Source organism: Bradyrhizobium sp. BRP19 (assembly GCF_020194195.1).
Lineage (GTDB): Bacteria > Pseudomonadota > Alphaproteobacteria > Rhizobiales > Xanthobacteraceae > Bradyrhizobium > Bradyrhizobium yuanmingense.
Map to the genome: position 1 here is coordinate 235,800 of NZ_JADYVZ010000010.1, position 23,977 is coordinate 259,776.

Here is a 23,977-nt window from a genome sequence, read left to right on the forward strand (position 1 = left end):
ACCGCTCTCGCCGAATACGGACTAATCGGGAACAATCTTGAGCGAATTCCTTCAGCATCTGATCAACATGCTCGTGCTCGGCGGCACCTATGCGCTGCTGGGTATCGGGCTGACCTTGATCTTCGGCATCATGAACGTCGTGAACTTCACGCATGGCGTGCTCTACACGTTCGGCGCCTACATCATGTTCATCGTGGTGCAGCAGCTTGGGCTGAACTTCTTTCTCGCGCTGCCCGTGGCCGTGCTGGCCGGATGGCTGCTGGGTGCGGCCATCGAATTGACCTTGCTGCGTCCGCTGCGCGGCTCCGACATCGACACCACCATGCTGGTGATGATCGGCGCCTGGATCGCGATGCAGTCGGGCACGCTGTGGATCTGGGGCGGCGTCGCGAAATCGGTGGCGACGCCATTCCCGGAGGCGCCGCTGGTGCTGGGGCCGGTCTCCGTTTCATGGCTGCGCCTGTTCGTGCTCGCCGCGGCGGCCATGTTGATCCTGGTGACGTATCTGCTCATCAACAAGACCAGCCTCGGCCGCGCGATGCGGGCGACCTTCCAGGATCACGACACGGCGTCCCTCATGGGCGTGAACGTCGATATGATCTACACCTCGACCTTTGCAATCGGCTCCAGCCTGGCGGCCGCCGCCGGCGCGCTGCTCGGGCCGGTCTACGTCATTTTCCCGCAGATGGGCGATCTCGCCGCGGTCAAGGCCTTCGCCATCGTCATCCTCGGCGGCCTCGGCAACATCACGGGCGCGGTGATCGGCGGCTTCATCCTTGCGCTGGCCGAGGAGCTCGGCGCCGGCTACGTCTCGTCAGGCTACCGCGATGCCATGGGCTTTCTCATCATCATCGCGGTGCTGATCTTCCGGCCGACCGGCCTGTTCGCGCGCGCGGAGCGCGTCGGATGAAGACGATCGTCACCATTCTCGCCGTTGCGGCGCTGGCCTCGGTGCCGCTCTGGCTGCGCGATCCCTATCTGCTCAACGCGCTGATCACGACCGGCATCTTCGTCATCGGCGCGATGAGCCTCAATCTGCTGCTCGGCTTCACCGGCCAGCTCAGCCTCGGTCATATCGCCTTTTTCGGCATCGGCGCCTATGTCAGCGCGCTGACTTCGCTCGGTTTCGACATCGGCCTGCCCGGAGGCTTTCGGCTGGTTCACACACCATGGCCGCCGATCGTAGGCTTCGTGCTGGCGATCCTGATTGCAGGATTGTGCGGCTATTTCGTCGGTCTGTTGTCGTTCCGCGTCCGCGGCGCCTATTTCGTCATTGTGACGATCTCCTTTGCCGAGGTGGTCCGGCTGGTCGCGCTGAACTGGGTCGAGCTGACGCAGGGTCCATTGGCGCTGACCAATATCCCGTCCATCGCGTTGCCCTTGCCCGGCTTTGGCGAGCTGACACTGCGCACGAAATTCCACAACTATTATCTCGTCCTGGTCGTTGCGCTCATCGCCTATCTCCTGATCGCACGCCTCGTTCATTCCCATTTCGGCCGCTCCATGCGTGGCCTGATGGAGAACGAAACGCTCGCCGTCTCGGTCGGCATCGACGTGACCAGGACGCTGACGATTGCTGCGGTGATCTCCGCCGCGATCGCCGGCGCGGCCGGAAGTCTCTATGCACACTACATCCGGATCATCGACCCTGAAGTCTTCGCCTTCATCAACACCGTCACCATGGTGATCATGGTCATCAGCGGCGGCAAGGGCTCGCTGGCGGGTCCCGTCGTCGGCGGCCTGATCTTCGGTCTTTTGCCGGTTGCGCTGCGGCCTGTGATGGCGCCGGAAGCGCAGTGGATCGCCTATGGCGGTGTGCTGATCGCCATCCTGTTCGTGTTGCCGCGCGGCATCGTGCCGTCGCTGGCGCAGCGGTTGATCCGGCGACGGAGCGGGACGACGGCGCTGGCGCCGGTCGCGCTCAGTGAAACCGGCACCAAGGAGCCGGCGTGATGACGGCGCGCAGCATCGCCATGACCATCGATCAGGTCGCCGTCCGCTTCGGCGGGCTGGTCGCGATCTCCGACATGAGCTTTGAGGTCGGCGAGGGCGAGATCGTCAGCCTGATCGGGCCGAACGGCGCCGGCAAGACCACCGCCTTCAACGTCATGACCGGTTTCCTGACGCCGAGCGCAGGCCGGGTGACCTATCGCAACACTGCACTCGGCGGATTGAAGCCGCATGAGATCGCCGATCTCGGCCTGATCCGCACCTTCCAGCGCACCAGCGTATTCCCGAACGACACCGTCTATGACAACCTCCTGATCGGCCTGCACCGGCAGGGCCGGGTCCGGCTGCTCGACGCCATCCTCGGCCTGCCAGGCGCGCGCGCCTCGGAGCGCAAGCTGCGGCAGCGCGCGAGCGAGCTGCTCGAATGGGTCGGGCTCGAACGCCGCGCCCACGATGCGGCGGGCTCGCTCTCCTACGGCGAGCAGCGCTTGGTCGGTGTCGCGCTGGCGCTGGCGGCGGAGCCGTCGATGCTGCTGCTCGACGAGCCCGTCTCCGGTATGAACGCCTCGGAGACGCACCGTTTCGTCGAGCTGATCCGCAGCATCCGCGACCGCGGCATCACGATTTTGCTGGTCGAGCACGACATGCCGATGGTGATGACCGTCTCGGACCGTATCGTGGTGCTCAACTATGGCCGCATCATCGCCGAAGGGACGCCCGATGTGATCCGCAACAATCCTGTTGTCATCGAAGCCTATCTTGGACATGGAGCAGGACGTGCTTGAGATACGCGACATGGTCTGCGGCTACGGTGGCGTCACCGCGCTGCGCGGCATCTCGCTCGACGTGAAGGCCGGCCAGCTGGTCGCCCTGATCGGAGCCAACGGCGCCGGCAAGAGCACGACGCTGCGCGCGATCTCCGGCCTGGTGGCGCCGCGCTCGGGCCAGATGAAGTTTGAGGGCATCGACATCACCGGCGCGAAGCCGCCGCGCGTGCTGGCGAGCGGCATCGCGCATTGCCCGGAAGGGCGGCGCGTGTTTCCGCATATGAGCGTCGAGGAAAATCTCGATATGGGCGCTTACCTCCGGCGTCGTTCGGGCGAGATCGCGGCCGACCGCGACCGTATCTACTCGGAATTCCCGCGGCTCGCCGAGCGGCGCCGGCAGGCGGCGGGCACGCTGTCGGGCGGCGAGCAGCAGATGCTTGCGATCGGCCGCGCGCTGATGTCGCGGCCGCGCCTGATCATGTTCGACGAGCCGTCGCTCGGGCTCGCCCCCAATATCGTCGAGCGCACCTTTGCGATCATCCGCGGCATTCGCGATGCCGGCACCACGGTGCTGCTGGTCGAGCAGAACGCCTTCGCTGCGCTCGAGATGTGCGACCACGCCTATCTGCTCGAGAACGGCCGCATCGTGCTATCGGGCGCCGGCAGCGAGCTGATCGCGAACGAGCATGTGCGCAAGGCCTATCTCGGTGGGTGACGAGGCCGGGTGGATTGCCGTCTGCGATCTCGACCGGTTGAAGGCGGAGACGATCGTCCGCGTCGCCGGGCGCGACCTGCTCGTGATCTGGAACGAGGGCGACGTCGTCGCCTGCGAACGTGCATGCCCGCACGAGCAGGCGGATCTGGCCTTGGGGCAGGTGACGGCCGGGCGCCTCAATTGTCCCCGCCATGCGGCGTCGTTCGATTTGCGCGATGGCGCAATCACCGCGGGATGGCCGAGCCGGCCGCTGCGGCTTTATCCGGTGCGGATCACGGGCGAGCGAATCTGGATTGAGATGCAGGAGCGGCAGCCGGGGCGATGATGACATCATGCCCCTGTTTTGCCCGACGAGTCAAAGCGGCGGCGGCGGTGTCGATCGGCCCTCAAACAATTCGCCTTTGCAAACAACGACATCGCTACTGTGCATGGGGTTGTTTTTCGCACTTTTAGTCCAGCAGCCGCCGCGCGGCCTCCACCAGGACTCCGTCCGGCCGGCGCAGAGCCTCGAGAATGGTGAAATGGTCGGCGCCTTCGACCGAAATGAGCTTGCCCGGCGCTCCCGCCGCCACGCGCTTGTCGAAGAGATTGATGGAATCGCAAACGAGCGCCGGCAGTTCGCTGCTGCCATAGGCGATGTCGAGACGCTTCCGGGTGACGGGCAGGCGCAGTGGCGACAGCGTGGCGATCTCCGCGTCCGTCAGCTTCAGCGCCTCGTTCAGCCCCGTATCGCGGATCGGCGCGAGATCGTAGACGCCCGAGAGCGCGAGCCCCGCATGGACACGCGGATGATCCAGCGCCATTGCGACGAGATGGGCGCCAGCGGACCAGCCCGACAGCACGACCGGTCCGGCAACGCCGTAGGACGCGCCGTGCGCCGCGAGCCAGTCGAGCGCGCGCGGGATCTCGGCGACGATGTCGGTGAGGGACACCTCGGGCGCCAGCGAATAGCCGGGAATCGCAACCGACCAGCCATGCGCGGCGACGCCTTCGACCAGCATTGCGAACAGCTCGCGCGAGTTGCGCTGCCAGTAGCCGCCGTGCAGGAACACCAGGCAGGGCGCATCAGGCTTTGCGGCCGGGTAGAGGTCGATCTTGTTATTCGCCCGCTCGCCGTAGGGCAGGTCGAGATGGGACTTGAACGAGCCCCGCAGCCGGCTTGAGGCTTCGTTGCGCTCGGCGATCAGGGCCGGGCTGTTCTTGACCGCCGCGTTGTTGTCATAGGCGGCACTGCGTTCCGCCCGAGACAGCTCGGACCAGCGGTCGCGGGGGTCGAGCGGTCGAATTGTCGAATGAGCGTTCTCAACCATGGGAGTCTCCGTTTGCGTCAGGCACTGCGCAAGATCGCTTCGATCTCTTGCGCTGCTGCGAGGAGCGAGCGGTCTTGCCCGCGCGCCGCGATGATCTGAAGGCCGAAGGGAAGCCCGCGCCGATCCGTTCCGCACGGAATCGAGATCGCCGGCAGGCGGGCGTGATTGACGAAGGGCGTGAACACCGCGTGGGCCCGCGGGCTTGCGGGCTTTCCGCCGATCATATCAGGGCCGAGCTGCGTCAGCGGCCAGGCGACGCAGGGGACGGTCGGCGCCAGCAGGAGGTCGACCTCAGCGAAGAACGCGGCGAAGGCGTTGGCGATCGCGGTGCTCGCAAGCAGCGCTGCGGCGACCTCCGCACCCGACCAGGAGAGACCTCGCTCGATCTGCTTGGCGATGTCAGGATCGAAGACAGTCGGATCCTTGCGAAAGCGTTCGCCGTGGAGTGCCGCGAGCCCCGCATGCTGCAGCGGCATGATCGCATCCTCCGTGGCGCCTGCCGGCCAGGCGGGATCGCGTTGTGTAATGTGCAAACCTGCTGCGGAAAGCCGTTTGACGGCGGCGGCGAGGCCATTCGCGACGACGTCGTCAATCGCGACGTCGAGACCAAGGCGCGGCGAGAACGCGATGCGCTGACTGCCGATGTCTTTGGCCTGCTGCACCACGACGGCAGACTCCGGATCGCGCGGATCGGCGCCGGCCATGACTTCAAACGCCAGCGCGATATCGGCCGCGTCCGATGCGATCGGCGCGATGACGGAGAGGCCGAAGAAGGGCTCGGCGAAACCTGGCCCATAGGGGATCGCGCCGTAGGACGGCTTGAAGCCGGCGACCCCGACATGCGCCGGCGGCCTGCGGCTGGAGCCGCCTGCATCGGTGCCGATCGCGAGCGGCACCAGGCCGGCCGCCACCGCTGCGGCCAGGCCCCCGGATGAGCCGCCGGGCGTCAGCGCGGGATCGAGCGGATGTCGCGTCGGCCCGTAGAGTTGCGAGCTGGTGACGCCCTTGCAGGCGAACTCGGACGTCGCGCCGATGCCGACGACGACGGCGCCGGCCTTGCGCAGCCGCTCGACGGCGATGGCATCGCGCGGCGCGATGAAATCGGCGAACAGGTGCGAGCCCTGCGTCACGCGCCAGCCGCCGACCCAGATGTTGTCCTTGACGATCACGGGAACGCCAGCGAGCGGCATGATCTCGCCCATACGCAGGCGATCATCGACCGCCGCAGCATCCGCCAGCGTGCGTGCGGGATCGATTGTGACGACCGCGTTCAAGGGCTTGGCGGCCTCGATGCGGCCGAGCGCGGCTTTCGCGGTCTCGACGGCATTGGTCCGCCCGGCGCTGACGTCGGCGGCGATCTCGCGCGCGCTATTTGTCCGCGTTGTCATGGCCTCCCCAGATCAACGCCAATGTACCGCCGAGGGCAAGGCACGCCAGAGCGAAGAAGGCCAGGCCGAGGCTGGCCACGCCATCCAGGATCGACACCAGCGCGGGCGCGGCAAGGAGACCGGCATAGGACGCGGTCAGCACCGCGCCGGTGGTCTCGCCGATCCGGTCCTGCGGGGCGAGGCGGGCGATCTCGGCGACGAAGACGCCGTTCCAGCCCGACGCCGTCAGGCCGAACAATGCGGCAATGATGAATTGTCCGCTGCGGCCGAGCGAAGCGCCATTCAGGCCGAGCAGCGCGGCGCAGAAGGCCATGCCGAGGCCGATGACGACGAGGACGGCGCGCGAGGCATCGAGCCGCATGGCGACATAGCCCCAGCCGAGACGGCCGATCAGGCCGCCGGCTTGCGCGCAGGCGAGCGCCATGCCGGATTCGATATGGCTGAGGCCGAGCTCGCGTGTGCCGAGCGTGACGAAGACCGTGTTGAGCGACACCTGCATCGCGCTGAACGGCATCGAGGCCAGCGCCAGCATCGCGATCCGCCGGTCCGCGATCACCAGCGCCACCCGCGCGCGGAGATCGAGCTTCGGCGGCGGGGCGACCTTGCCGGCATAGGCCGGCCGCAACCGTTCGAACAGCGCGATCGCCAGTAGCGCCAAGGCAGCAACGGCCGCAAAGCACCAGACCGGTCCGAACACGATGGCGATCGCGGGCAGGGCCAGCGAGCCGCAAACGGCGCCGATCTGGTTGCCGGTCTGGCGCACCGAGAACACGAAGGCGCGCCGCTCGGCAGTGACGAGCCGCGCCAGCAGCGCCGCGCTCGCCGGCGTCTCGGGTCCCATAGCGAGGCCGATGCACAGGCCCGCAGCCAGCAGGGCGGCGCTCGTCCCGAGCGAAGCCAGCGCCATGCCGACGACGATGGCCGCCGCGCACAGGCTCGCGATCCGCAGCGAGCCAAGGCGCGCGATGAAGCCGCCGCCCCAGAACGAGGCGGGGATGCCGACCGCGAACACGGCGGCGGAGAACATCGAGAGCTGCCAGACCTCGATATGGGCGCGCGGGGCGACCACGCCGGGCGCGAACAAGGCCAGCGCGACCAGGGCCTGAAGCGCGGTCATCGCCCCCAAAGCAGGCAACAGGGCCGGCAGCAGCGCGGGCGCTGGCCGAGCGGCCGTATTTCCGTCTACCATGGCGGCGTGCTCATGGGAGGAACATTGTGGCAGGCGGTATTTCCATTCACGCGGTCGATGTCGCGAGCGGGCGTCCGGCGCAGGGGCTGCGCGTCGAGATCTGGCGGATCGATCCGGAGTCCCAGCGCATTGCCGACGGGCGGCTCGGCGCCAACGGCGTGCTCGATCATGCCGTCGCGCAAGGTGCCGGTGTGACGGAAGGCGCGTACGAGGTGCTGTTTCATCTCGGCGAGTTCTTTGGCGAGCGCGACGGTTTCCTCACCGTGACGCCGTTCCGCTTTCGCATCAAGAACGTTGATGAGCATTTTCATCTGCCGCTGAAATTCACGCGCTGGGGCTATTCGCTGTTCCGCGGCGCCTGATCAGTTGGTCAGCCGCCGCGACAGGCCGGTGACGCGCTCCATCACCGCGACCAGCGCGACGGTGGCGATGATCAGCACGCCCGAGAGGGCTGCGATGGTGACATCCAGCTTGCCTTCGAGATCCTGCCACATCCGGATCGGCAGCATGTCGGTGGCGGCATCGCGCAGGAACAGCGAGACCGGCACGTTGTCGAAGGACGACATGAAGGCGATGAAGGCGCCCGCGATGATGCCCGGCCGGATCAGCGGCAGCACGATGCGGCGGAACGTGTAGAGGCGGCTGGCGCCGAGCACGGCCGAGCTTTCGAGCAGGGTCGGCTCGAGCTGGGCCAGCGCTGCGACCGTGTTGCGCACGACATAGGGCACGCAGACCACGGTGTGGCCGATCACCAGCGTCAGCGGCGACACGGGCAGGCCGACCAGCGAGAACAGCATCAGGGCGGCGAGGCCGAAGGCGAGCGCGGGAAGCACCAGCGGCGACATGAAGAGCGAATCGAGCAGCCGCGCCGACAGCGTCCGCGACCTGGAGATCGCCAGCGCCGCGGCGACGCCAAGGGTAACGGACAGGCCGGTCGCCCATAGCGCCACGATCAGGCTGTTCTTGGCCGCGAAATGCAGCTGCCAGGCATTCCACAGCTCGACGTACCAGCGCAGCGAATAGCCGGGCGGCGGGAAGCGCAGCGAGAAGCCGCTGGTGAAGGAGACGATCAGCACCACGAGCGAGGGGGCGATGATGATGAGAAGCGCGATCATCGCGATCACGGTCATGACGAGCTCGAAGCTGATCGCCTCGAGCGTGCGCTTGCGGCCGCTCATCATGCGCCTCCATAGCCGCGCGACATGCGGCCGAGCGTGGTGAAGACCGAGACGACCGCGAGCACGGCGAGCAGGAAGATGATCGAGATCGCGGCCGCAAACGGCCAGTTCTGCAGCGTCGAGGCCTGCTGGTAGAGATACATCGGCATGAACAGCATCTGCCCGCCGCCGATCAGCGACTGGGTGATGAAGGCGGTGATCGCGGCGGCATAGGTCAGCGTGCAGCCGGCGATGATTCCGGGCAGCGACAGCGGCAGCAAGATCCGGAAGAAAGTGCGCCAGCTTCCGGCGCCAAGCGAGCAGGAGGCATCGTCGAGATTGGGATCGATGCGGCCGAGCGCGGTGATCAGCGGCAGCGTCATCAAGGGCATCTGCACCTGTGCCAGCGCGATTACCACGCCGAACTGGGTGTAGAGCAGTTTGAGCGGGGTATCGATCAGGCCCAGCGATTGCAGCGTCGCGTTGATGATGCCCTGGCGCCCGAGGATGACGATCCAGGCGAAGGTGCGGACCACGACGCTGGTCAGAAGCGGCAGCAGCACGATCAGGATGATGACCGTCTGAAGTTTTGGCCCGACCCGCTGATAAAGCCAGGCGATGGGAAAGCCGAGCACGAGGCAGACGGCCGTCACCTCGGCGCCCAGCAGCAGCGTCGAGCCGAGCACGCCGAGGCTGAAGGGATCGGTGAGGAAGTGCAGGTACTGGCCGAGCCCCCAATGGAGCGCGGCCGTGTCGTTGTGCAGCGAGAGCCAGAACAATTGCAGCAGCGGCGCGACGAAGAAGAAGAGGAAGAACAGCGCCAGCGGCGCTGCCAATCCCATTCCGTAGGACGTCACGTCCCGTGCTGCCGGCGCTGCGCCCATGGCTTGAACCTCGAGGTTTTAGATCTTGATCTCGCGGTTGAAGCGTTCGATCCAGGCCGAGCGCTGCTCGTTGATCTTCTTCCAGTCCTGGAACACGAACTTCTTCTTCAGCTCGGCGGTGTCCTTGGCCAGAACGCGCGCGATCTCGCCGCCCATCATCACTTTGGAATTCGTCGGCACGATCAGGTAGGGCGGGTTCATCAGCGTGGTCTGCACCTCCGGCGTCAGGGCCGCCTCGATCAGCTTGAAGGCGAGCTCGCGGTTCGGTGAGTTCTTGACGATGTGAATCGTGGTCTTGAAGGCGATGGCGCCTTCCTTCGGCGCCACGAACTCGACCGGCACGCCACGCGCTTTCAGGATCTGGATGGCGTTGAAATTGCCGGGCGAGATGTCGATCTGGCCCTGCTGGAACAGGGTCGCGAGCGCGCCGGGATTGGCGGCGACCGCGGCGAGATTGGGCTTGAGCTCCTCCAGTGCCTTGAAGCCCGGATCGACATTGGCCTCCGAGCCGCCGCGCATCTTGGCGATCTCGACCAGCCAGCCGGTGCCGAGTGTCGAGTTGAGGTTGGTGATGCCGACGCGGCCCTTGAATTCCGGCTTCCAGAGATCGGCCCATGACGTTGGCGGCGTCTTGACCGCTTCCGGATTGTAGGTGAGGCCGACGACCTGGAAGAACGGGGCGGGGCCCATCGGTTCCTGTGCCTCGGCGATCAGGTCCTTGTAGTAGGCGCTCTTCTCGACCGGATAAGGCTCGACCAGATCCTGGCCGACGGCGACGAGGGCAGGACCCGGGTCGTGCAGCATGACGTCGATCGGCGGATTTGCTTTCGCCGCGTTGACCTTGGCGATCTGGTCGACAGAGAGCATGGGATCGAGCACCATCGCGGCGTCCGCATTGGCTTTGCGGAACGCCGGCACCAGCACGGCCTTGTGCGCTTCCTCCCAGCTGCCGGTGAAGGTCGCAAACACCAGCGGACGCGCCTGGGCGTAGCTCAGGCCTGGAAACGCCTTCATGGCCCCGAGCGTGAGCGCCGTGGTCAGCAGGCTTCTGCGATTCATGATCATATCAAACTCCCCTCTGGACAAAGACTGGATCTAAAGCGTTGCGGGAAAGGCGTTGGCGAGCGATGGGGCGAGCGGTGCGAGGCGCACCGCAGCGCCGCTCTCCAGGGCGCGCGTCTCGCCGATGCGCGCCTGAGAAACCTTGACGCCGGAGCCATCGGCCGTGGTGACCTCGTGCACGACGGTGGCGCCCAGCGGCAGCGACATGCCAACGACGCCGGCAAAGCCGGTCTCGTCGCCGACGAATTGCAGGTGCTCGGGGCGGATGCAGACGGTGACGCGGCCGCCCTCGCTGAGCGCACCGCCCGCGGGACGCGCGATGATCTCCGCGCCGGCATCGAGGCGCACCTTCGCTGCCGTGCGGTCCGCTGAGACCACGATGCCGGGCATGCGGTTGGTGGAGCCAACGAAGGTGTTGACGAACAGCGTCTGCGGACGGTCATAGACGTCCGATGGCGAGCCGAACTGCTCCAGCTTGCCATGGCTCAGCACGGCGACACGATCGGCCATCGACAGCGCTTCTTCCTGGTCGTGCGTCACGATCAGCGTGGTGATGCCGGAAACGCGCTGCAGCCGCTTGACCTCGATCTGCATGTCCAGCCGCAAATTCTTGTCGAGCGCGGCGAAGGGCTCGTCGAGCAGCAGGATCGACGGCTTGATCGCGAGCGCGCGGGCGAGCGCGACGCGCTGCTGCTGGCCCCCGGAGAGCTGCCGCGGCAGCCGGTCGGCCATAGCAGGCAGCTGCACCAGCTCCAGCAGGCGCTGCGCCTCGCGCTGACGTGAGGCCTTGTCGATGCCGCGGGCGGCGAGGCCGTAGGCGACGTTCTCGCTGATCGACAGGTGCGGGAACAACGCGTAGTTCTGGAACACGATGCCGACGGCGCGTTTGTTCGGCGGCAGCGCATCGACGATGTCGTCGCCGATGATGATCCTCCCTTGCGTCTGTGCGATGAAGCCGGCGATGATGCGCAGCAGCGTTGTCTTGCCGCAGCCGGACGGACCCAGCAGCGCAATGATCTCGCCGCCCTTGATGTCGAGATTGATGTTCTCGACCGCAAGCGCGCCACTCGGATACCGGTGGGTGACCGCATCGACGACAAGCGATCGGCTGCTTGGCGCATCAACCATGGTGTTGCCTCCCGTTGCCCCAGAGGAGAAAGCAAGTCTCGTGCCCGCGACTGTCGCTTTTCGCGGAGCGTTTTGGCATGGTGACCCCATGACATCGGATCGATCGATATGCGACCTCACGGCGACAGAGCTCGCGCGCGCCATTGCAAGGCGCGAAGTGTCCTCCCGCCAGGCCGTCGAAGCGCATCTGGCGCGGATGGCGAGCCTCGACAGCCGATTGGCGGCATTCGTGACGGTGGATGCGGATGGTGCCCGCCGTGCAGCGCAGATGTGCGATGCCGCCTCTGCGCCGATGGGCCCGCTGCACGGCGTGCCCATTGCGGTCAAGGACCTCACTGACACTGCGGGACTTGCGACGACTTACGGATCCCTGCTGTTCGGCGATCACGTCCCGGCCGAGGATGATCTCGTCGTGGCGCGGCTGCGGCGTGCCGGCGCGGTCATTCTGGGCAAAACCAACACGCCGGAGTTCGGCTTCGGCGCGGTCTGCACCAACAGATTGCGCGGGCCGACACGCAACCCCTTCGATCCGGCGCTGACCTCCGGCGGATCGTCCGGCGGCTCTGCCGTCGCGGTCGCATCCGGCATGGTGCCGCTGGCGCACGGCACCGATTTCGGCGGCTCGGTGCGCACGCCCGCCAGCTTCTGTGGTGTCGCCTCGATCCGGCCGACACCCGGCCGCATTGCATCGCCGCGCCGGCCGCTCGGCTGGGACATGCTGGCGACCCACGGCTTCCTCGCCCGCGGTGTCGATGATCTCGAACTCGCGTTGTCGGTCTGCGCCGGAGACGATGCGAATGATCCGCTCTCGCTCGGCAGTACCGATGATGATCGACTGGTCCCCGACCGTGCCCGGATTGCGGTCACGCCCGATTTCGGTGTGGCGCCGGTTGCGCGCGAGGCTCGTGCCCGCTTCGCTGCGGCCTGCCAGGCGTTCGCGCGTGTTGCCGATGTCGTGCCGTCCTCGCCGGATTGCGGCGGGGCGATCGAAGCCTTCCGCACCTTGCGCGCCGCGCACATCGCCAACGCTTACGGCGAGTTGCTGAGAACGCGGCGTGCGGAGCTCACGCCGACGGTGATCTGGAATATCGAAGCCGGCGCAAAACTGTCCGCGCAGAACTACCTCGACGCCGAGCGGCGCCGCACCGCGATCTACCGCAGCTTTCGCCAGCTGTTCACTCGCGCCGATTTCCTGGTCGCGCCGGCTGCGTCGGTCTTGCCCTGGCCGAATCAAATCGCCGACGTCACGGCCATCGATGGGGCCGCGCTGGAGACGCCGATCGACTATCTCGCCGTGACCTTCATCGTGTCGCTGGTCGGCTTCCCGGTGCTGACCGTGCCGGTGCCGTGCGGGGAGAATGTGCTGCCCTTCGGCATGCAGATCGTCGCACCGCCGGGATGCGAATCCCGCTTGTTTGCCTTCGGCCGCGTGCTCGAGAACGAATTGGGTTTTTCGCATCGCCGGCCGCCTCTCTGATCAGCTGTCGCGATGCTCGAGCCGGGCGGCGAGCGCATCGGCAAGGCCGATGGTCGGCTTGGCGGCGGGGCGGCGGAAGGTGCCGGCCACGGCCTTGCGCAAACGCAGCGCGTGCAGCGCCTCGGCCTGCTTCACTGACGCTATGACCTGATCGACCACGGGGACGGAGATGCGGTCGGCAACGCGCTCCGCAAGGCCCGAGAGCGGGGCGCCGGCAAAGATCAGCACATCGGCCTCGTCCTCGACGATGGCGCGCCGGGCGAGCTCGACCAGCATGTCTTCCTTCTCGGTGCCGACCTCGGAGATCGCCTGAAACGGCGTATCCAGCATGCGGATGCCGGCGCAGCGCTCCCACAGCCCATGGGCGCGGACGCATTCCTCGTACCAGGGCCCCAGCGCCTGCGCGAAGGTGACGATGGCAAAGCGGCGTCCGGCCATGCACGCGGTCAGCATCGCGGCTTCCGCCATGCCGATCACGGGAATGTCGAAGGTCTCGCGCGCGGCGAACAGGCCGGGATCGCCGAAGGCCGCGATGATCGCGGCGTCGACCTTTTTGTGCTGCTCGGCAAGCATCTCCAGCGCGATGGCGCCGCCGATCTGCGCTTCGGTGCGCGTGGCGATATAGGGCACGCCGCGGGTCGCGGTGCAGGGGATCAGCTCGGTACCTGCCGAGGCGGCGCGCTGCCCGACCCCCAGCATTAGCTGCGTGACCTCGGCGCTGGTATTTGGGTTGAGCAGGAGCAGCTTCATGATCACGCCGCCGGCCGCTTGGCCTGAGAGGCGGCGAGGACTTCCAGCAGCGCCGTGCCGGTCCGCGCGACGTGCGCGCCGAGCAGCCGGCCGGCCGCTTCGCCGTCGCGCGCTTCGAGGGCGGCCAGGATGTCGGCGTGCTCGTCGACCGAATTGCTCCAGCGCCTGTCGGCGCCGAGCGCGAGATAACGCGCACGTTCGGCGCGGAAGATCAGCGTCTCGTGCGCCTCGCGCAGCGGCGTATTGCGCGCCATGCGGACGATGGTGTTGTGGATCTCGCCGTTGAGGGCGAAATAATCGTCGAGCTTGCCGCTGCGGTGATGACCCTCCATCCGGGTCTGCAGCGTGCGTAGGCGGACGAGATCGCGCTCGGTGGCGCGTTCCGCGGCGAGCTCGGCGGCAAGCCGCTCGATCCCGGCGAGCGCCTCGAACAATTCCGAGATGCCGTCGACCGCGATATCGGCAATGCGCGGGCTGCGGTTGGGACGGAGCTCGATCAACCCTTCCGCCGCGAGCACCTTCATCGCCTCGCGCAAGGGGGTGCGCGACACGCCGAGCTCCTTCGACAGCTTGGTCTCCTGAGTCTGCGAGCCCGGCGGAAGCTCGCCGCGAATGATCATCGTCCGCATCCGCGCGGCGGCGCGCTCATGCAGGCCCATCCTCTTGAGCTTGGGCGACTTTCGCGCCGGGTTCGTTTCGGATTTTTGCTGCACGCGAGGCTTCCTGCTTGCAACTCATCCTAGCCATACCGAGCCGAACGCGATGCTCAAATAGGCGACGTATGTGGCGCAAAACAAATGCATATCGAACAAATTGTATGCAGTATGCAAATTGCGGGTTGCGCACGGCGCCGGGGATGCCGATGATCGTTTCGAGGGAGCGTTTGATGCTCCCTGCGGCAACGGAGCGACTGTGATCGATGTCAGCCATGCGCAAGCGCCTCGGCATGATCACGCCGTCCTCCAACTCGGTGCTCGAGCCCGTCACCAGCGCCATGCTGGCGGGCACCCCCGGCGTCACCGCGCATTTCTCTCGCTTCCGCGTCACCCAGATCGCGCTCGATGCCGCCGCGCTGAGCCAGTTCGATGCCTCGGTGATGTTGCCGGCGGCAGATCTGCTGGCCGATGCCAAGGTCGACGCGATCGCCTGGAACGGAACGTCCGCAAGCTGGCTCGGCATCGGCCGCGACCGCAGCCTGTGCGAGGCGATCACGGCCCGCACAAATGTGCCGGCGACGACATCGACCCTGGCCTGCATCGATGCCGCCTGCGCGCTCGGCGCCAGGCGCGTCGGCCTGGTCTCGCCCTATACCGACGACGTGCAGCGGCGCATTGCCGACGTCTGGGCTGAGGAGGGGATCGCCCCGCATGCCGAGCGGCATCTCGGCTTGCGCGACAACTTTTCCTTTGGCGAAGTCGCGCCGTCGACGATCACGGATATGATCCGCGCCGTGGCGGCGGAGGGGACTGACGCGATCGTCATCCTCTGCACCAATCTCGATGGTGCGGCGCTTGCGGCCACGCTGGAGCGGGAGCTGGATATCGCCGTGCTCGATTCGGTCGCGGTGACGCTGTGGCGGACCCTCTGCCTCGCCGGCGGCGATGTGACGGCCCTTGCGCAATGGGGACGGATCTTCCAGACAATGCCAAATATCAGGTGACGGAGACATCAGTGACGCAGCTCGACCTCGCCATCCGCGGCGGCACCATCGTGACGGCCAGCGACGAGTTTCGCGCTGATATCGGAATTCGCGACGGCCGCATCGTCAGCATCGCCGATAGCATCGCGGGTGCGGCGCGCGAGATCGATGCGACGGGCCTATTGGCGCTGCCGGGCGGCATCGACAGCCACGTCCATATCTCGCAGCCCTCGGGCCCCGACGTGGTGATGGCCGACGATTTTGCCTCGGCGACGCGCGCAGCCGCAGCCGGCGGCAACACCATGGTGCTGCCCTTCGCGCTGCAGGAGAAAGGCACCTCGCTGCGCAGCTGTGTCGGGAACTATCGCAAGCTCGCCGAAGGGGAGTGCTACATCGATACGGCCTTCCATCTCATCATCTCCGATCCGACTGCCGTGGTGCTTGGGCAGGAGCTGCCGGCGCTGGTCAAGGACGGCTACACCTCGTTCAAGGTGTTCATGACCTATGACGACCTCGTGCTCAGCGACAAGCAACTGCTCGAAGTGTTCGAGGTCGCGCGCCGCGAGGAGGCGCTGGTCATGGTCCATTGCGAGGGCTACGACGCCATCCGTTTTCTGACCAGCAAGCTGGAGCGCGAAGGTCATATCGCGCCGTACTATCACGGCACCTCGCGGCCGCAGGCGGTCGAGCGCGAGGCGACGCATCGGGCCATCAGCCATGCCGAGGTGATCGGCGTTCCCATCATGATCGTGCACGTCTCCGGACGCGAGGCGATGGAGCAGGTGCGCTGGGCGCAGCAGCGTGGCCTGCCCGTGCATGCCGAGACTTGCCCGCAATACATCACGCTGACGGCCGACGACATGAAGGGCCTCAACATGGACATCACGGGCGCGAAATATGTCTGCTCGCCGCCGCCGCGCGATGTCGAGAGCCAGGAGGCGATCTGGGAGGGCATTACGTCGGGCGTGTTCCAGACCTTCTCGTCCGATCACTGCCCGTTCCGCTACGACGACCCCAAGGGCAAGCTGACGCCGAACGCCCGTACCTCGTTCCGCTGGGTGCCGAACGGCATCCCGGGCGTCGAGACGCGGCTGCCGATCCTGTTCTCCGAAGGCGTCTCGAAGGGCCGCATCACCCTGCAGAAGTTCGTCGAGCTGACCGCGACCAACCACGCCCGCATCTACGGTCTCTATCCCCGGAAGGGCTCGATCGGCGTCGGCTTCGATGCCGACATCGTTCTCTGGGATCCCAAGTTGAAGAAGCCGATCCGGCAGGCCGATCTGCATCACGGCGCGGATTACACGCCCTGGGAAGGTTTCGAGGTCACGGGATGGCCGGTGACGACGATCGCGAGGGGAGAGGTGGTCTGCAGCGAGGGCCGGATCGTCGGCGCCAAAGGCGCAGGCCAGGTGCTGAGCCGGGGCAAGTCGAGCCTGATCTGATCCGGCTCGACACGCCGCCAAAGCGCTTCAGAAGGTCGCGGCCATTGCAGCGAGCCTTTGATGGGCCCGTTCGCGGGCAGCATCGATCGGCGCTTGCGGTCCCGTGGTTGGACCGATCAGCACGAAGCGGACATTGCTGATCCCGATGAAGCGCAGGATCTCCCGTAAGTAGGGCGTTGCCATGTCGATGCGGCCGCGGTTCATGCCGGTGGCAAAATCGCTGCCGCTGGCGATGATCACCAGCGTCGGCCGGTCCTTGAGCAGCGGTAGATATCCCTGCGACGGATCGAACCGGAAGGTGAGGCCGGGCTGGACAATGATGTCGAACCACTGCTTGAGCTTGTAGGGAAGGCCGAAGTTCCACATCGGGGTCGAGATCAGCACGCGATCGGCGAGCGAGAAGCGCAACGCCATTCGCTCGGCCTCGGCAAAGCTGTCGCGCTGCGCATCGGTGAAGACCTGAGCCTTCATGCGCGCGTATTTGGCCTCGACGATCGGACCTGTGAATTCCGGCATCCGTTCACGCCAGATGTCCACGACATCAATGTCCCAATCCGGCCGGGCCTGGCGGAAGCCATCGAGAAAGACCCGCGCGCCGGCTGTCGATTCGGCCTCGGCACGCGGCGAGCAGGACAAGTGCAGGAGCTTTGCCACAGCTCATCCCAGCGCTCGGATCACGGCGTCGGCCCTGGTCACGACCGCGACGTTCTGCATGGCAAAGTTGATCGAGGCGTTGTGCCAGTCGGCATTCATGGTCGAGCAGCAATCCTCGGGCACGATCATGAAATAGCCCTTGTCGGCGCCGGTCCGCGCCGTGTGCTCGATCGACATGTTGGTCCAGGCGCCGGTATTGATGATCATGTCGCGACCGGTCGCTTTCAGGATCGTCTCCAGCCGCGTGCCTTCCCAGGCGCTCATCCGCATCTTCTCGACGACGAAATCGCCGGGCCGTGGCTCGAGACCTGAAACGGGAGCCGCGCCCCAGCTTCCGCGCACCATCGCCTTGCTGTCGACGAGACCTTCGAACAGCGGAGCGTTCAGTGTGACGCCGGGCGCGCCGGGCTCGACCACGAACCAGACATGGATGATGGTGACGCCGCGGGCGCGGGCGGCTTCCGCCAGGCGCCGCACATTCTCCACGACATGCTGCTGCTTGGCATGACCCGGCGCGCCCGACTCGGCGAAAGCCCCGCCGTCCATGATGACGTCGTTCTGGAGATCCTGAATGATCATGGCGCAGCGTTGCGGATCGAGCCGCATCTCGCCCTCGCTCAGAATAGGCGCGGCTGGCGATGAGCCCGGGCTTGCTCCGCCGCCAGCGCGCCGGCCGCTCATATAGGGCTCATGGCGCGGGCCGACCCGGGTCGGGATCGCATACACCGAATGTGTCGAGGTGAGATAGAGCGTGCGGAAATCCGGCCCGCCCCAGGCGAGGTTGGCGACGAGCTCGGGCACGCGAACCTTGCCGAGCAGTTCGCCGCGCGGCGAATAGACCCAGACGCCGCCGGGCGCGGTGACCCAGATGTTGCCGTGCTGATCGCACTTCATGCCGTCGGGCAGACCGGGCTCGAGCTCGGACTTGATGCCGCTCGCAAACACGCGCGCATTGGACAGCGAACCATCGCTGTTGACGTCGAACACGCGGATCAGGGCTTGCACGGTGTCGTTGACATAGAGCAGCCTCTCGTCCGGCGAGAAGCATAGCCCGTTCGGCTGGTCGAACAGATTGCGCTCGACCACGAGCTTCGGCTCGCCGCCCGGCACGACGCGGTAGACGCCCTGGAAGCCGAGCTGGCGCGGCCGTTCGACGCCATAGACCGGCATGCGGCCATACCATGGATCGGAGAAATAGATCGCGCCGGATGAGTGCACGCAGACGTCGTTCGGGCTGTTGAGCTCCTGGCCGCCGAAATGCGAGGCCAGCACCTCGCGCCGTCCGTCCGGGCGTTCGCGGATCAGCGACGAGGTCGCGTGCTCGCAGACGATCAAATTGAGCTCGGCGTCATAGGTCATGCCGTTGCATTTGTTCGACGGGCGTTTGACCTCGACGACGCCGCGCCGCGCATCCCAGCGCCGCCGCACGTCGGCCGGCATGTCCGAGAACAGCAGATAATGATCGACCGGATGCCAGATGGGCCCTTCCGTGAAGTCGAAGCCAGTGCCGATCTGTGCGACCGGCGCATAGGGGTCGATCAGGGTTTCGAACTCGCTTCGCAACGTCACATGCGTCATCGGTCGATCCTCGACAACGTCAAGCCGGGAACCAGTTGCGCTCGGGCAGCGACTGCACGATCGGGCCAGGGACTTGATCGTGCAGACGCCCCACGACATTGCCGCCTTCGATCTTGGCGGGACGGTCGTGGACCGGGAGCAGGTAGCGCGAGCTGCTCAGCAGCTTTTTGATCGCCGCCTTTTCCGCGCGCTTGGTGGTGCCATGGTTGCCGGTGGTACGCGGCTCCCAATCGTGGATCTCATGGAAGGGCGTGACGATCTGGTCGTTGAAGTCGTAGATCACGTCGCCGCAGATGGTGGCGATGCCGTCGGCGGTCTCGACGATGATGTTCATCGAGCCCTCGGTGTGCGCGTTGGCGGCGTCGCAATAGACGCCGGGCATCAGCTCGATCGGCCCGGTGATCTCGAGGTCCAGGAAGCGCAGCGCGCTCTTGGTATGCAGCCGGTCGATCAGGTGCTTGATGTCTGGCGCGGGATATTGCGGATGCATCAGGCCGGAGACGGAATATTCGAGCTCCTTGCGGTTGAGCACGACGGTCGTGTTCATCGGAAACAGGTCGTCCTTGCCGGCATGGTCGATATGCAAATGCGTGTGGCAGACGAAGCGAACGTCGCCCATGCGAACGCCGTGGCGCGCGAGCTGGTTCTCGATCATGTTCTCATGATACTGGAGCCCGCGCATGCCCAGCGTCTCCATGATCTGGTTGGAGCGATAGCCGGTGTCGACGACAACAGGATATTTGCCGCCGAGGATCAAAAAGCCGAGCGTGAGGACGCGGCGGGTGCGGCCGCAGTCGCGGCCGAGCACCAGGAAGCTCGATTCCAGCTCGATATCGCCGTAGTCCAGGATCTTGATCTCCAGCGCCATTCGTTTCCCTCCCGTCTCGTTTCTTGTCTGTCAAAGCCGATAGACGCGCGTCGCCGTCGTCCTGAAGATCGCATCCTGCTGCTCCGCACTGAACGGGGCGGCGGCGGCGCGAAAGGCTGCGACGAGCTCGCGATAACTGGTCCACAATTTCTCGATCGGAAAATTGGAGCCGAACAGGCATCGCTCGGCGCCGAAGATCGCGACGGTATCGGTGAGCACGGCGGCGATATGCGCGGGATCGTTGCGATGGATGAAGGTGCCGAGCCCGGACAGTTTCGAGACCACGTTCGGACAACTCGCGAGCCGGGCCATCCCGGCGCGCCAGGCCGCCCGTCCAGCCGGCGAGAGATCCTCGAGCATGCCGGCATGCTGGAGGATGAAGGTCACGCCGGGACAGGATTCGGCCAGCTGCGCAGCATCCGGCATCTGCGGCGTGAACACCTGCAAATCGAAGCTCCAGCCGTAATCGGAAAGACGTGCGACATTGCGACGGATCGTCGGGTCGGCGCAGAGATCCGGACGCGCCGCGAAGCGATAGAGCGGGTTCTCGTGCCAATGCAGCTGCATGCGCACCCCGCGCAGCAGCGGATAACGCTTGAGGCGGTCGAGCTGCGGACGGACGTCCTCGGCCGCAAAATTGGCGTAAGCGACGATGCCGTGCGGCCAGCCATGTTCGTCGGAGGTACGCTGTACCCACGCTGCTTCCTCCTCAAAATGCTCAGGCGCCCAATTGGTCTGCACATAGACGGAACGGGTGACGTCGCTGTCCTTGAGATCGTCGAGATATTCCTGGATCGGATAATCGCGCCGGATCGGCTCGTACGGTCCGAAGATGCGGGGCTGCATGGGGCCGGTCAGCCAGGGCAGGTCGGCCTGCCGCCAGATGTGATGATGGCCGTCGACGATATCGTTCACGCAGCTCTCCTTCCCAATGCCAGGACGTGGGCGACGATCGAGGCGCTCGACCCGCCGTCCACGAGATCGTCGACGAAGCGTTCGATCGCGACCAGCGCTTCTGTCTGCGGACGGAACGCGGGGCCTGTCGCGAGCGGCGTCAGCCAGCTCAGCCGCCACGCCCGCCGCGACAGTTTCGCGACGGCGTCGCGGAGGGCGTCCGGCTCGCCGCGCTCGAGCCCGTCGGAGACGATGATCACAGCGGCGCCGCGGGCGTAGCCGCCGAACCGCGGGACCGCCAGAAACGCCTGCAGCGCGTCGCCGATCCGGGTGCCGCCGTCCCAGTCGCTGACCAGATGCGCCGCGGCGCTCAGCGCCTGCTCGCGCCGTTTCAGACGCAGTGCACGCGTGACACGGGTCAGCCGCGTGCCGAAGGTGAAGACCTCGACATTGGGCGCGGCCTGCACCAGCGCATGCGCAAGCTTCATGTTCTCGTCGGTGCGGCTTTTCATCGAGCCGGAGACGTCGATCAGCAGTAACACCTTGCGCGGGCGTTGCCGCCGCTTCATGTGACCGAGTCGCAGGATCTCGCCGTCGCTGCGGACAGAGTCGCGTAAAGTGCGGCGGAGGTCGGCAAAGGGGCCGCGGCGCGCCCGCATGCGGCGGTGCCCGCGCCGCCGTGGCAGGCGCCGCGGCGCCTCGCGTGCCAGGCGTCGGAGGGCATCGGTCGTGGATAGCTGCACGAAGCGGCGCTCGACCAGCGCCTCAGTGCGCGATGCAGTCAGGCCGGACTCGTTGGCCTCGTCGGAGAGCAGGGGCTCCTCGTCGCCGCGACCTTCCTCCTGCAGACGGACGGTCTCGTCGTCCTCGCCGTCGTCGGCACGCTCGATCGCCTCGCTGCCGCGGAAATGCAGGTCGAACAGCCGATCGAAGGTGGCGCGGCGCTCGGGCGGAGGGGCGAGGGTGGCGAGCGCAGATTGCTTGATGTCCTCGAGCTTGCGCGGTCCGAGCAGCGCAATCGCGGCGAGGAACGCGGTGGTCTGCTCCGGCGCGACGGCGAAGCCGTTGGCACGCAGCAGGGCGACGAAGGAAACAAAGGTGCGGGCAGCGCGCGGGAGCTGCGGCTCGATGCTCATGCGGTCGCCTCCGCGAGCATGGCATCGAGCCGCGGCGCGATGAAGTGCAGGTCCTCTTCGTCCTTCAGCGCGACGCCGATCGAGCGTTTGAAGGCATCAGGCCAGCGCGCGCCGCCCTTGTTGAGGAGGGTCGCGGCCTCGGCCCAGTCGACGGCTTCGGCGATCCCGGGGGCCTTGCTCAGCGGTTCACGCCGCAATCTCTCGACGGCCGCGACGACGGCGCGGGCCGTGGTTTCGGCGACGCTGGAGGCGCGCATCATGATGATGCGTGCCTCGCGCTCCGCCGTCGGATAATCGATCCAGTGATAGACGCAGCGGCGGCGCAAGGCTTCGTGCAGATCGCGGGTCCGGTTCGAGGTGAGCACGACCACCGGCCGCTCGGCCGCGCGGACCGTGCCGCGCTCGGGAATCGAGATCTGGAAGTCGGAGAGGAATTCGAGCAGGAAGGCCTCGAACTCCTGATCGGCGCGGTCGATTTCATCGATCAGGAGCACGGTGGAATCAGGTGCGCGCAGGGCCGCCAGCATCGGCCGCTCGATCAAGAACGTCTCGCCATAGATGTCGATGCTCTCGTCGCCGGCCTGACGGATCGCCAGCATCTGGCGTGGATAGTTCCACTCATAGAGCGCGGCAGAGGCGTCTATGCCCTCGTAGCATTGCAGGCGGATCAGGCGGCGGCCGAGCACGGCAGCTATTGCCTTTGCCGCCTCCGTCTTGCCGACGCCGGGCGCGCCTTCAAGCAGCAGCGGCTTGCCCAGCGCAAGGCCGAGATAGGCGGCGGTCGCGAGCCCTTCGTCGGCGAGATAATAGGCCGCGCGCAACGCCCGCTCCAGCGCCTCCGGGCTGTCGATGCCGACGATGTTGCTGCGAACCGCCACGGCCGATCCTCTAACGCCGCGCCTGCGGCCGCGCGCCGCCCTGCGCCTTGATCGCCCGCAGCACTTTCTCGGGCGTGATCGGCAGGTCGTCGATCCGCACGCCGACCGCGTTGAAGATCGCATTCGCCACCGCGGGCAGCACCGGATTGGCGCACATCTCGCCAGGGCCTTTTCCCCCGAACGGACCGTCAGGGGCGGGGCGCTCCAGCACGGCGATATCATGCGGACAGATGTCGCCGGGACCGGGCATCAGATATTCGACGAAGTCGCGGGGCCCGTGGACAGGATCGGGATAGTACGGCTCCGGCGTCTCGTAGAGGGCGTGGCTGACGCCCATCCAAGCGCCGCCGACCAGCTGCTGCTCGACGAGGCGCGGATTGAGCGCACGGCCGAGCTCGTAAGCCGAGTCCATCCGGACCATCGCGACCTCGCCGGTCTCATCGTCCACCTCGACCTCGGCGACAAGGCAGGCATGGGCATAGCAGGTTGCCGGCGACATCTCGCCCGTTTCAGGGTCGACGTTGGAGAGCGGCACCAGGAAGATGCCTCGGCCGGAGATGGTCTTGCCCTGTTTGAACTGCGCAGCAATGGCCACGTCCTTTGTCGAGATCGAGCGGTGCGGCGCGCCCTTGACGTGGATGTTGCCGCGCCCGTCGGTCTCGAGATCGGCGGCGTTAACCTCGAGCTCCTCGGCCGCCGCCTCCATCATCACGCCGCGCGCCTCGCGGGCGGCGGCCATCACGGCGTTGCCGACGCGATGGGTGCCGCGCGAGGCGAACGAGCCCATGCAATGCGGGCCGGTGTCGGAATCCGCGGTGTCGACATAGACGTCCTCGACCGGCACGCCGAGCGTCTCGGCGCAGATCTGGCGCGTCACCGACTTCATGCCCTGGCCGAGGTCGATCGAGGACAAGGCCACGGTGAACTTGCCGCTCGGGTTGGAATGCACCAGCGCCTGGCTCGGATCGCCGCCGAGATTCATGCCGATGGGGTAGTTGATCGACGCCATGCCGCGTCCACGATGCCGGGTCATCTCAGCGTCTCCTGGTGCCGAACACGGAGGAGAATCGGGTCGCGCCGTGCGATGGCGCGGCCGGGCGGGGCGGGGGAG

Annotated in this window: 26 protein-coding genes; 9 read left to right on the forward strand and 17 right to left on the reverse strand. The window is 66.5% G+C overall.

From position 1 onward, the window contains the following. The first annotated feature begins 37 nt into the window (after positions 1–37). Genes I6F36_RS26940 through I6F36_RS26960 form a run of 5 tightly spaced genes read left to right on the forward strand, consistent with a single transcriptional unit; the run spans position 38 to position 3,757 of the window. On the forward strand, positions 38–910 hold the full coding sequence (locus tag I6F36_RS26940) for a branched-chain amino acid ABC transporter permease (protein ID WP_193760206.1): 873 nt from the start codon (positions 38–40) through the stop codon (positions 908–910). After that, entirely contained in the window at positions 907–1,953 is a 1,047-nt protein-coding gene (locus tag I6F36_RS26945) for a branched-chain amino acid ABC transporter permease (protein ID WP_225172517.1), read from the forward strand. Before I6F36_RS26940 ends, I6F36_RS26945 begins: the two co-directional genes overlap by 4 nt. Beyond that, complete coding sequence (locus tag I6F36_RS26950) at positions 1,953–2,735, forward strand: ABC transporter ATP-binding protein (RefSeq protein ID WP_225172518.1); 783 nt, start codon at positions 1,953–1,955, stop codon at positions 2,733–2,735. The genes I6F36_RS26945 and I6F36_RS26950 overlap by 1 nt, the downstream gene beginning before the upstream one ends. Then, the gene (locus I6F36_RS26955) at positions 2,728–3,432 is read left to right on the forward strand and encodes an ABC transporter ATP-binding protein (protein WP_036005223.1); all 705 of its coding nucleotides are present in this window, start codon (positions 2,728–2,730) and stop codon (positions 3,430–3,432) included. Before I6F36_RS26950 ends, I6F36_RS26955 begins: the two co-directional genes overlap by 8 nt. Next, complete coding sequence (locus I6F36_RS26960) at positions 3,404–3,757, forward strand: Rieske (2Fe-2S) protein (protein WP_225155762.1); 354 nt, start codon at positions 3,404–3,406, stop codon at positions 3,755–3,757. Before I6F36_RS26955 ends, I6F36_RS26960 begins: the two co-directional genes overlap by 29 nt. A 124-nt stretch (positions 3,758–3,881) precedes the next feature. Here I6F36_RS26960 and I6F36_RS26965 read toward each other — a convergent pair whose 3' ends face one another. Genes I6F36_RS26965 through I6F36_RS26975 form a run of 3 tightly spaced genes read right to left on the reverse strand, consistent with a single transcriptional unit; the run spans position 3,882 to position 7,319 of the window. After that, the gene (locus I6F36_RS26965; protein WP_225172519.1) at positions 3,882–4,742 is read right to left on the reverse strand and encodes an alpha/beta hydrolase; all 861 of its coding nucleotides are present in this window, start codon (positions 4,740–4,742) and stop codon (positions 3,882–3,884) included. A gap of 17 nt (positions 4,743–4,759) precedes the next feature. Beyond that, positions 4,760–6,130 (reverse strand): amidase, encoded by a 1,371-nt coding sequence (locus I6F36_RS26970; protein WP_225172520.1) that lies wholly within the window; start codon positions 6,128–6,130, stop codon positions 4,760–4,762. Further along, a complete protein-coding gene (locus I6F36_RS26975; RefSeq protein WP_225172521.1) occupies positions 6,111–7,319 on the reverse strand; it encodes an MFS transporter in 1,209 nt (402 codons plus the stop codon). Before I6F36_RS26975 ends, I6F36_RS26970 begins: the two co-directional genes overlap by 20 nt. Positions 7,320–7,345: 26 nt before the next feature. Here I6F36_RS26975 and I6F36_RS26980 point away from each other — a divergent pair, with 26 nt between their 5' ends. Beyond that, the gene (locus tag I6F36_RS26980) at positions 7,346–7,681 is read left to right on the forward strand and encodes a hydroxyisourate hydrolase (RefSeq protein WP_036004970.1); all 336 of its coding nucleotides are present in this window, start codon (positions 7,346–7,348) and stop codon (positions 7,679–7,681) included. Here the strand turns inward: I6F36_RS26980 and I6F36_RS26985 are convergent, their stop codons facing one another. Genes I6F36_RS26985 through I6F36_RS27000 form a run of 4 tightly spaced genes read right to left on the reverse strand, consistent with a single transcriptional unit; the run spans position 7,682 to position 11,550 of the window. Continuing rightward, on the reverse strand, positions 7,682–8,497 hold the full coding sequence (locus I6F36_RS26985; RefSeq protein WP_036004967.1) for an ABC transporter permease: 816 nt from the start codon (positions 8,495–8,497) through the stop codon (positions 7,682–7,684). Then, positions 8,497–9,360, reverse strand: a complete 864-nt coding sequence (locus I6F36_RS26990) for an ABC transporter permease (RefSeq protein ID WP_225172522.1) — start codon at positions 9,358–9,360, stop codon at positions 8,497–8,499. Before I6F36_RS26990 ends, I6F36_RS26985 begins: the two co-directional genes overlap by 1 nt. Positions 9,361–9,378: 18 nt before the next feature. After that, complete coding sequence (locus tag I6F36_RS26995) at positions 9,379–10,425, reverse strand: ABC transporter substrate-binding protein (protein ID WP_036023723.1); 1,047 nt, start codon at positions 10,423–10,425, stop codon at positions 9,379–9,381. Between the two features lie 30 nt (positions 10,426–10,455). Next, positions 10,456–11,550, reverse strand: coding sequence for an ABC transporter ATP-binding protein (locus tag I6F36_RS27000; protein ID WP_225145668.1), 1,095 nt, complete (start codon positions 11,548–11,550; stop codon positions 10,456–10,458). Positions 11,551–11,638: 88 nt separating this feature from the next. Here I6F36_RS27000 and I6F36_RS27005 point away from each other — a divergent pair, with 88 nt between their 5' ends. Continuing rightward, a complete protein-coding gene (locus I6F36_RS27005) occupies positions 11,639–13,027 on the forward strand; it encodes an amidase (protein ID WP_225172523.1) in 1,389 nt (462 codons plus the stop codon). Here the strand turns inward: I6F36_RS27005 and I6F36_RS27010 are convergent, their stop codons facing one another. From I6F36_RS27010 to I6F36_RS27020, 3 genes are read right to left on the reverse strand one after another with little or no spacing between them, the layout of a single operon-like run. Beyond that, positions 13,028–13,777 carry an aspartate/glutamate racemase family protein gene (locus I6F36_RS27010; protein WP_225172524.1) on the reverse strand — a complete coding sequence of 250 codons (750 nt, stop codon included), beginning with the start codon at positions 13,775–13,777 and terminating at the stop codon, positions 13,028–13,030. 2 nt (positions 13,778–13,779) lie between these two features. Beyond that, a complete protein-coding gene (locus I6F36_RS27015; protein ID WP_249789069.1) occupies positions 13,780–14,397 on the reverse strand; it encodes a GntR family transcriptional regulator in 618 nt (205 codons plus the stop codon). Positions 14,398–14,422: 25 nt separating this feature from the next. Next, complete coding sequence (locus tag I6F36_RS27020; RefSeq protein ID WP_225172532.1) at positions 14,423–14,707, reverse strand: hypothetical protein; 285 nt, start codon at positions 14,705–14,707, stop codon at positions 14,423–14,425. Here I6F36_RS27020 and I6F36_RS27025 point away from each other — a divergent pair. Continuing rightward, positions 14,697–15,437 (forward strand): aspartate/glutamate racemase family protein, encoded by a 741-nt coding sequence (locus I6F36_RS27025; protein ID WP_036023749.1) that lies wholly within the window; start codon positions 14,697–14,699, stop codon positions 15,435–15,437. The genes I6F36_RS27020 and I6F36_RS27025 overlap by 11 nt on opposite strands. Continuing rightward, the gene (gene hydA / locus I6F36_RS27030) at positions 15,398–16,858 is read left to right on the forward strand and encodes a dihydropyrimidinase (protein WP_225172525.1); all 1,461 of its coding nucleotides are present in this window, start codon (positions 15,398–15,400) and stop codon (positions 16,856–16,858) included. Before I6F36_RS27025 ends, hydA begins: the two co-directional genes overlap by 40 nt. Before the next feature lie 27 nt (positions 16,859–16,885). Here the strand turns inward: hydA and I6F36_RS27035 are convergent, their stop codons facing one another. From I6F36_RS27035 to I6F36_RS27065, 7 genes are read right to left on the reverse strand one after another with little or no spacing between them, the layout of a single operon-like run. Continuing rightward, positions 16,886–17,512: an FMN-dependent NADH-azoreductase gene (locus tag I6F36_RS27035; protein WP_036023751.1), complete on the reverse strand. Its 627-nt coding sequence runs from the start codon at positions 17,510–17,512 to the stop codon at positions 16,886–16,888. Positions 17,513–17,515: 3 nt separating this feature from the next. Further along, on the reverse strand, positions 17,516–19,090 hold the full coding sequence (locus tag I6F36_RS27040) for an isochorismatase family protein (protein ID WP_225172526.1): 1,575 nt from the start codon (positions 19,088–19,090) through the stop codon (positions 17,516–17,518). 19 nt (positions 19,091–19,109) lie between these two features. Next, complete coding sequence (locus I6F36_RS27045; protein ID WP_036023756.1) at positions 19,110–19,958, reverse strand: MBL fold metallo-hydrolase; 849 nt, start codon at positions 19,956–19,958, stop codon at positions 19,110–19,112. Positions 19,959–19,988: 30 nt separating this feature from the next. Beyond that, positions 19,989–20,873: an amidohydrolase family protein gene (locus I6F36_RS27050; RefSeq protein WP_225172527.1), complete on the reverse strand. Its 885-nt coding sequence runs from the start codon at positions 20,871–20,873 to the stop codon at positions 19,989–19,991. Further along, positions 20,870–21,988, reverse strand: a complete 1,119-nt coding sequence (locus tag I6F36_RS27055) for a VWA domain-containing protein (protein WP_225172528.1) — start codon at positions 21,986–21,988, stop codon at positions 20,870–20,872. Before I6F36_RS27055 ends, I6F36_RS27050 begins: the two co-directional genes overlap by 4 nt. Next, entirely contained in the window at positions 21,985–22,866 is an 882-nt protein-coding gene (locus I6F36_RS27060) for a MoxR family ATPase (protein WP_109144209.1), read from the reverse strand. Before I6F36_RS27060 ends, I6F36_RS27055 begins: the two co-directional genes overlap by 4 nt. 10 nt (positions 22,867–22,876) lie before the next feature. Continuing rightward, complete coding sequence (locus I6F36_RS27065) at positions 22,877–23,899, reverse strand: xanthine dehydrogenase family protein molybdopterin-binding subunit (RefSeq protein ID WP_036013333.1); 1,023 nt, start codon at positions 23,897–23,899, stop codon at positions 22,877–22,879. Between the last annotated feature and the right edge of the window lie 78 nt (positions 23,900–23,977).

What these genes read in the sequence shown, in the direction of transcription:
- hydA (WP_225172525.1), top strand. Translation starts at nt 15,398, where the DNA reads ATGGGGACGGATCTTCCAGACAATGCCAAATATCAGGTGACGGAGACA.
- I6F36_RS27025 (WP_036023749.1), top strand. Translation starts at nt 14,697, where the DNA reads ATGTCAGCCATGCGCAAGCGCCTCGGCATGATCACGCCGTCCTCCAAC.
- I6F36_RS26995 (WP_036023723.1), bottom strand. Translation starts at nt 10,425, where the DNA reads ATGATCATGAATCGCAGAAGCCTGCTGACCACGGCGCTCACGCTCGGG.
- I6F36_RS26990 (WP_225172522.1), bottom strand. Translation starts at nt 9,360, where the DNA reads ATGGGCGCAGCGCCGGCAGCACGGGACGTGACGTCCTACGGAATGGGA.
- I6F36_RS27010 (WP_225172524.1), bottom strand. Translation starts at nt 13,777, where the DNA reads ATGAAGCTGCTCCTGCTCAACCCAAATACCAGCGCCGAGGTCACGCAG.
- I6F36_RS26970 (WP_225172520.1), bottom strand. Translation starts at nt 6,130, where the DNA reads ATGACAACGCGGACAAATAGCGCGCGCGAGATCGCCGCCGACGTCAGC.
- I6F36_RS27005 (WP_225172523.1), top strand. Translation starts at nt 11,639, where the DNA reads ATGACATCGGATCGATCGATATGCGACCTCACGGCGACAGAGCTCGCG.
- I6F36_RS26965 (WP_225172519.1), bottom strand. Translation starts at nt 4,742, where the DNA reads ATGGTTGAGAACGCTCATTCGACAATTCGACCGCTCGACCCCCGCGAC.
- I6F36_RS26985 (WP_036004967.1), bottom strand. Translation starts at nt 8,497, where the DNA reads ATGAGCGGCCGCAAGCGCACGCTCGAGGCGATCAGCTTCGAGCTCGTC.
- I6F36_RS27045 (WP_036023756.1), bottom strand. Translation starts at nt 19,958, where the DNA reads ATGGCGCTGGAGATCAAGATCCTGGACTACGGCGATATCGAGCTGGAA.
- I6F36_RS27015 (WP_249789069.1), bottom strand. Translation starts at nt 14,397, where the DNA reads ATGATCATTCGCGGCGAGCTTCCGCCGGGCTCGCAGACTCAGGAGACC.
- I6F36_RS27065 (WP_036013333.1), bottom strand. Translation starts at nt 23,899, where the DNA reads ATGACCCGGCATCGTGGACGCGGCATGGCGTCGATCAACTACCCCATC.
- I6F36_RS26950 (WP_225172518.1), top strand. Translation starts at nt 1,953, where the DNA reads ATGACGGCGCGCAGCATCGCCATGACCATCGATCAGGTCGCCGTCCGC.
- I6F36_RS27040 (WP_225172526.1), bottom strand. Translation starts at nt 19,090, where the DNA reads ATGACGCATGTGACGTTGCGAAGCGAGTTCGAAACCCTGATCGACCCC.
- I6F36_RS26960 (WP_225155762.1), top strand. Translation starts at nt 3,404, where the DNA reads ATGTGCGCAAGGCCTATCTCGGTGGGTGACGAGGCCGGGTGGATTGCC.
- I6F36_RS26945 (WP_225172517.1), top strand. Translation starts at nt 907, where the DNA reads ATGAAGACGATCGTCACCATTCTCGCCGTTGCGGCGCTGGCCTCGGTG.
- I6F36_RS27000 (WP_225145668.1), bottom strand. Translation starts at nt 11,550, where the DNA reads ATGGTTGATGCGCCAAGCAGCCGATCGCTTGTCGTCGATGCGGTCACC.
- I6F36_RS26975 (WP_225172521.1), bottom strand. Translation starts at nt 7,319, where the DNA reads ATGGTAGACGGAAATACGGCCGCTCGGCCAGCGCCCGCGCTGCTGCCG.
- I6F36_RS27020 (WP_225172532.1), bottom strand. Translation starts at nt 14,707, where the DNA reads ATGGCTGACATCGATCACAGTCGCTCCGTTGCCGCAGGGAGCATCAAA.
- I6F36_RS27055 (WP_225172528.1), bottom strand. Translation starts at nt 21,988, where the DNA reads ATGAGCATCGAGCCGCAGCTCCCGCGCGCTGCCCGCACCTTTGTTTCC.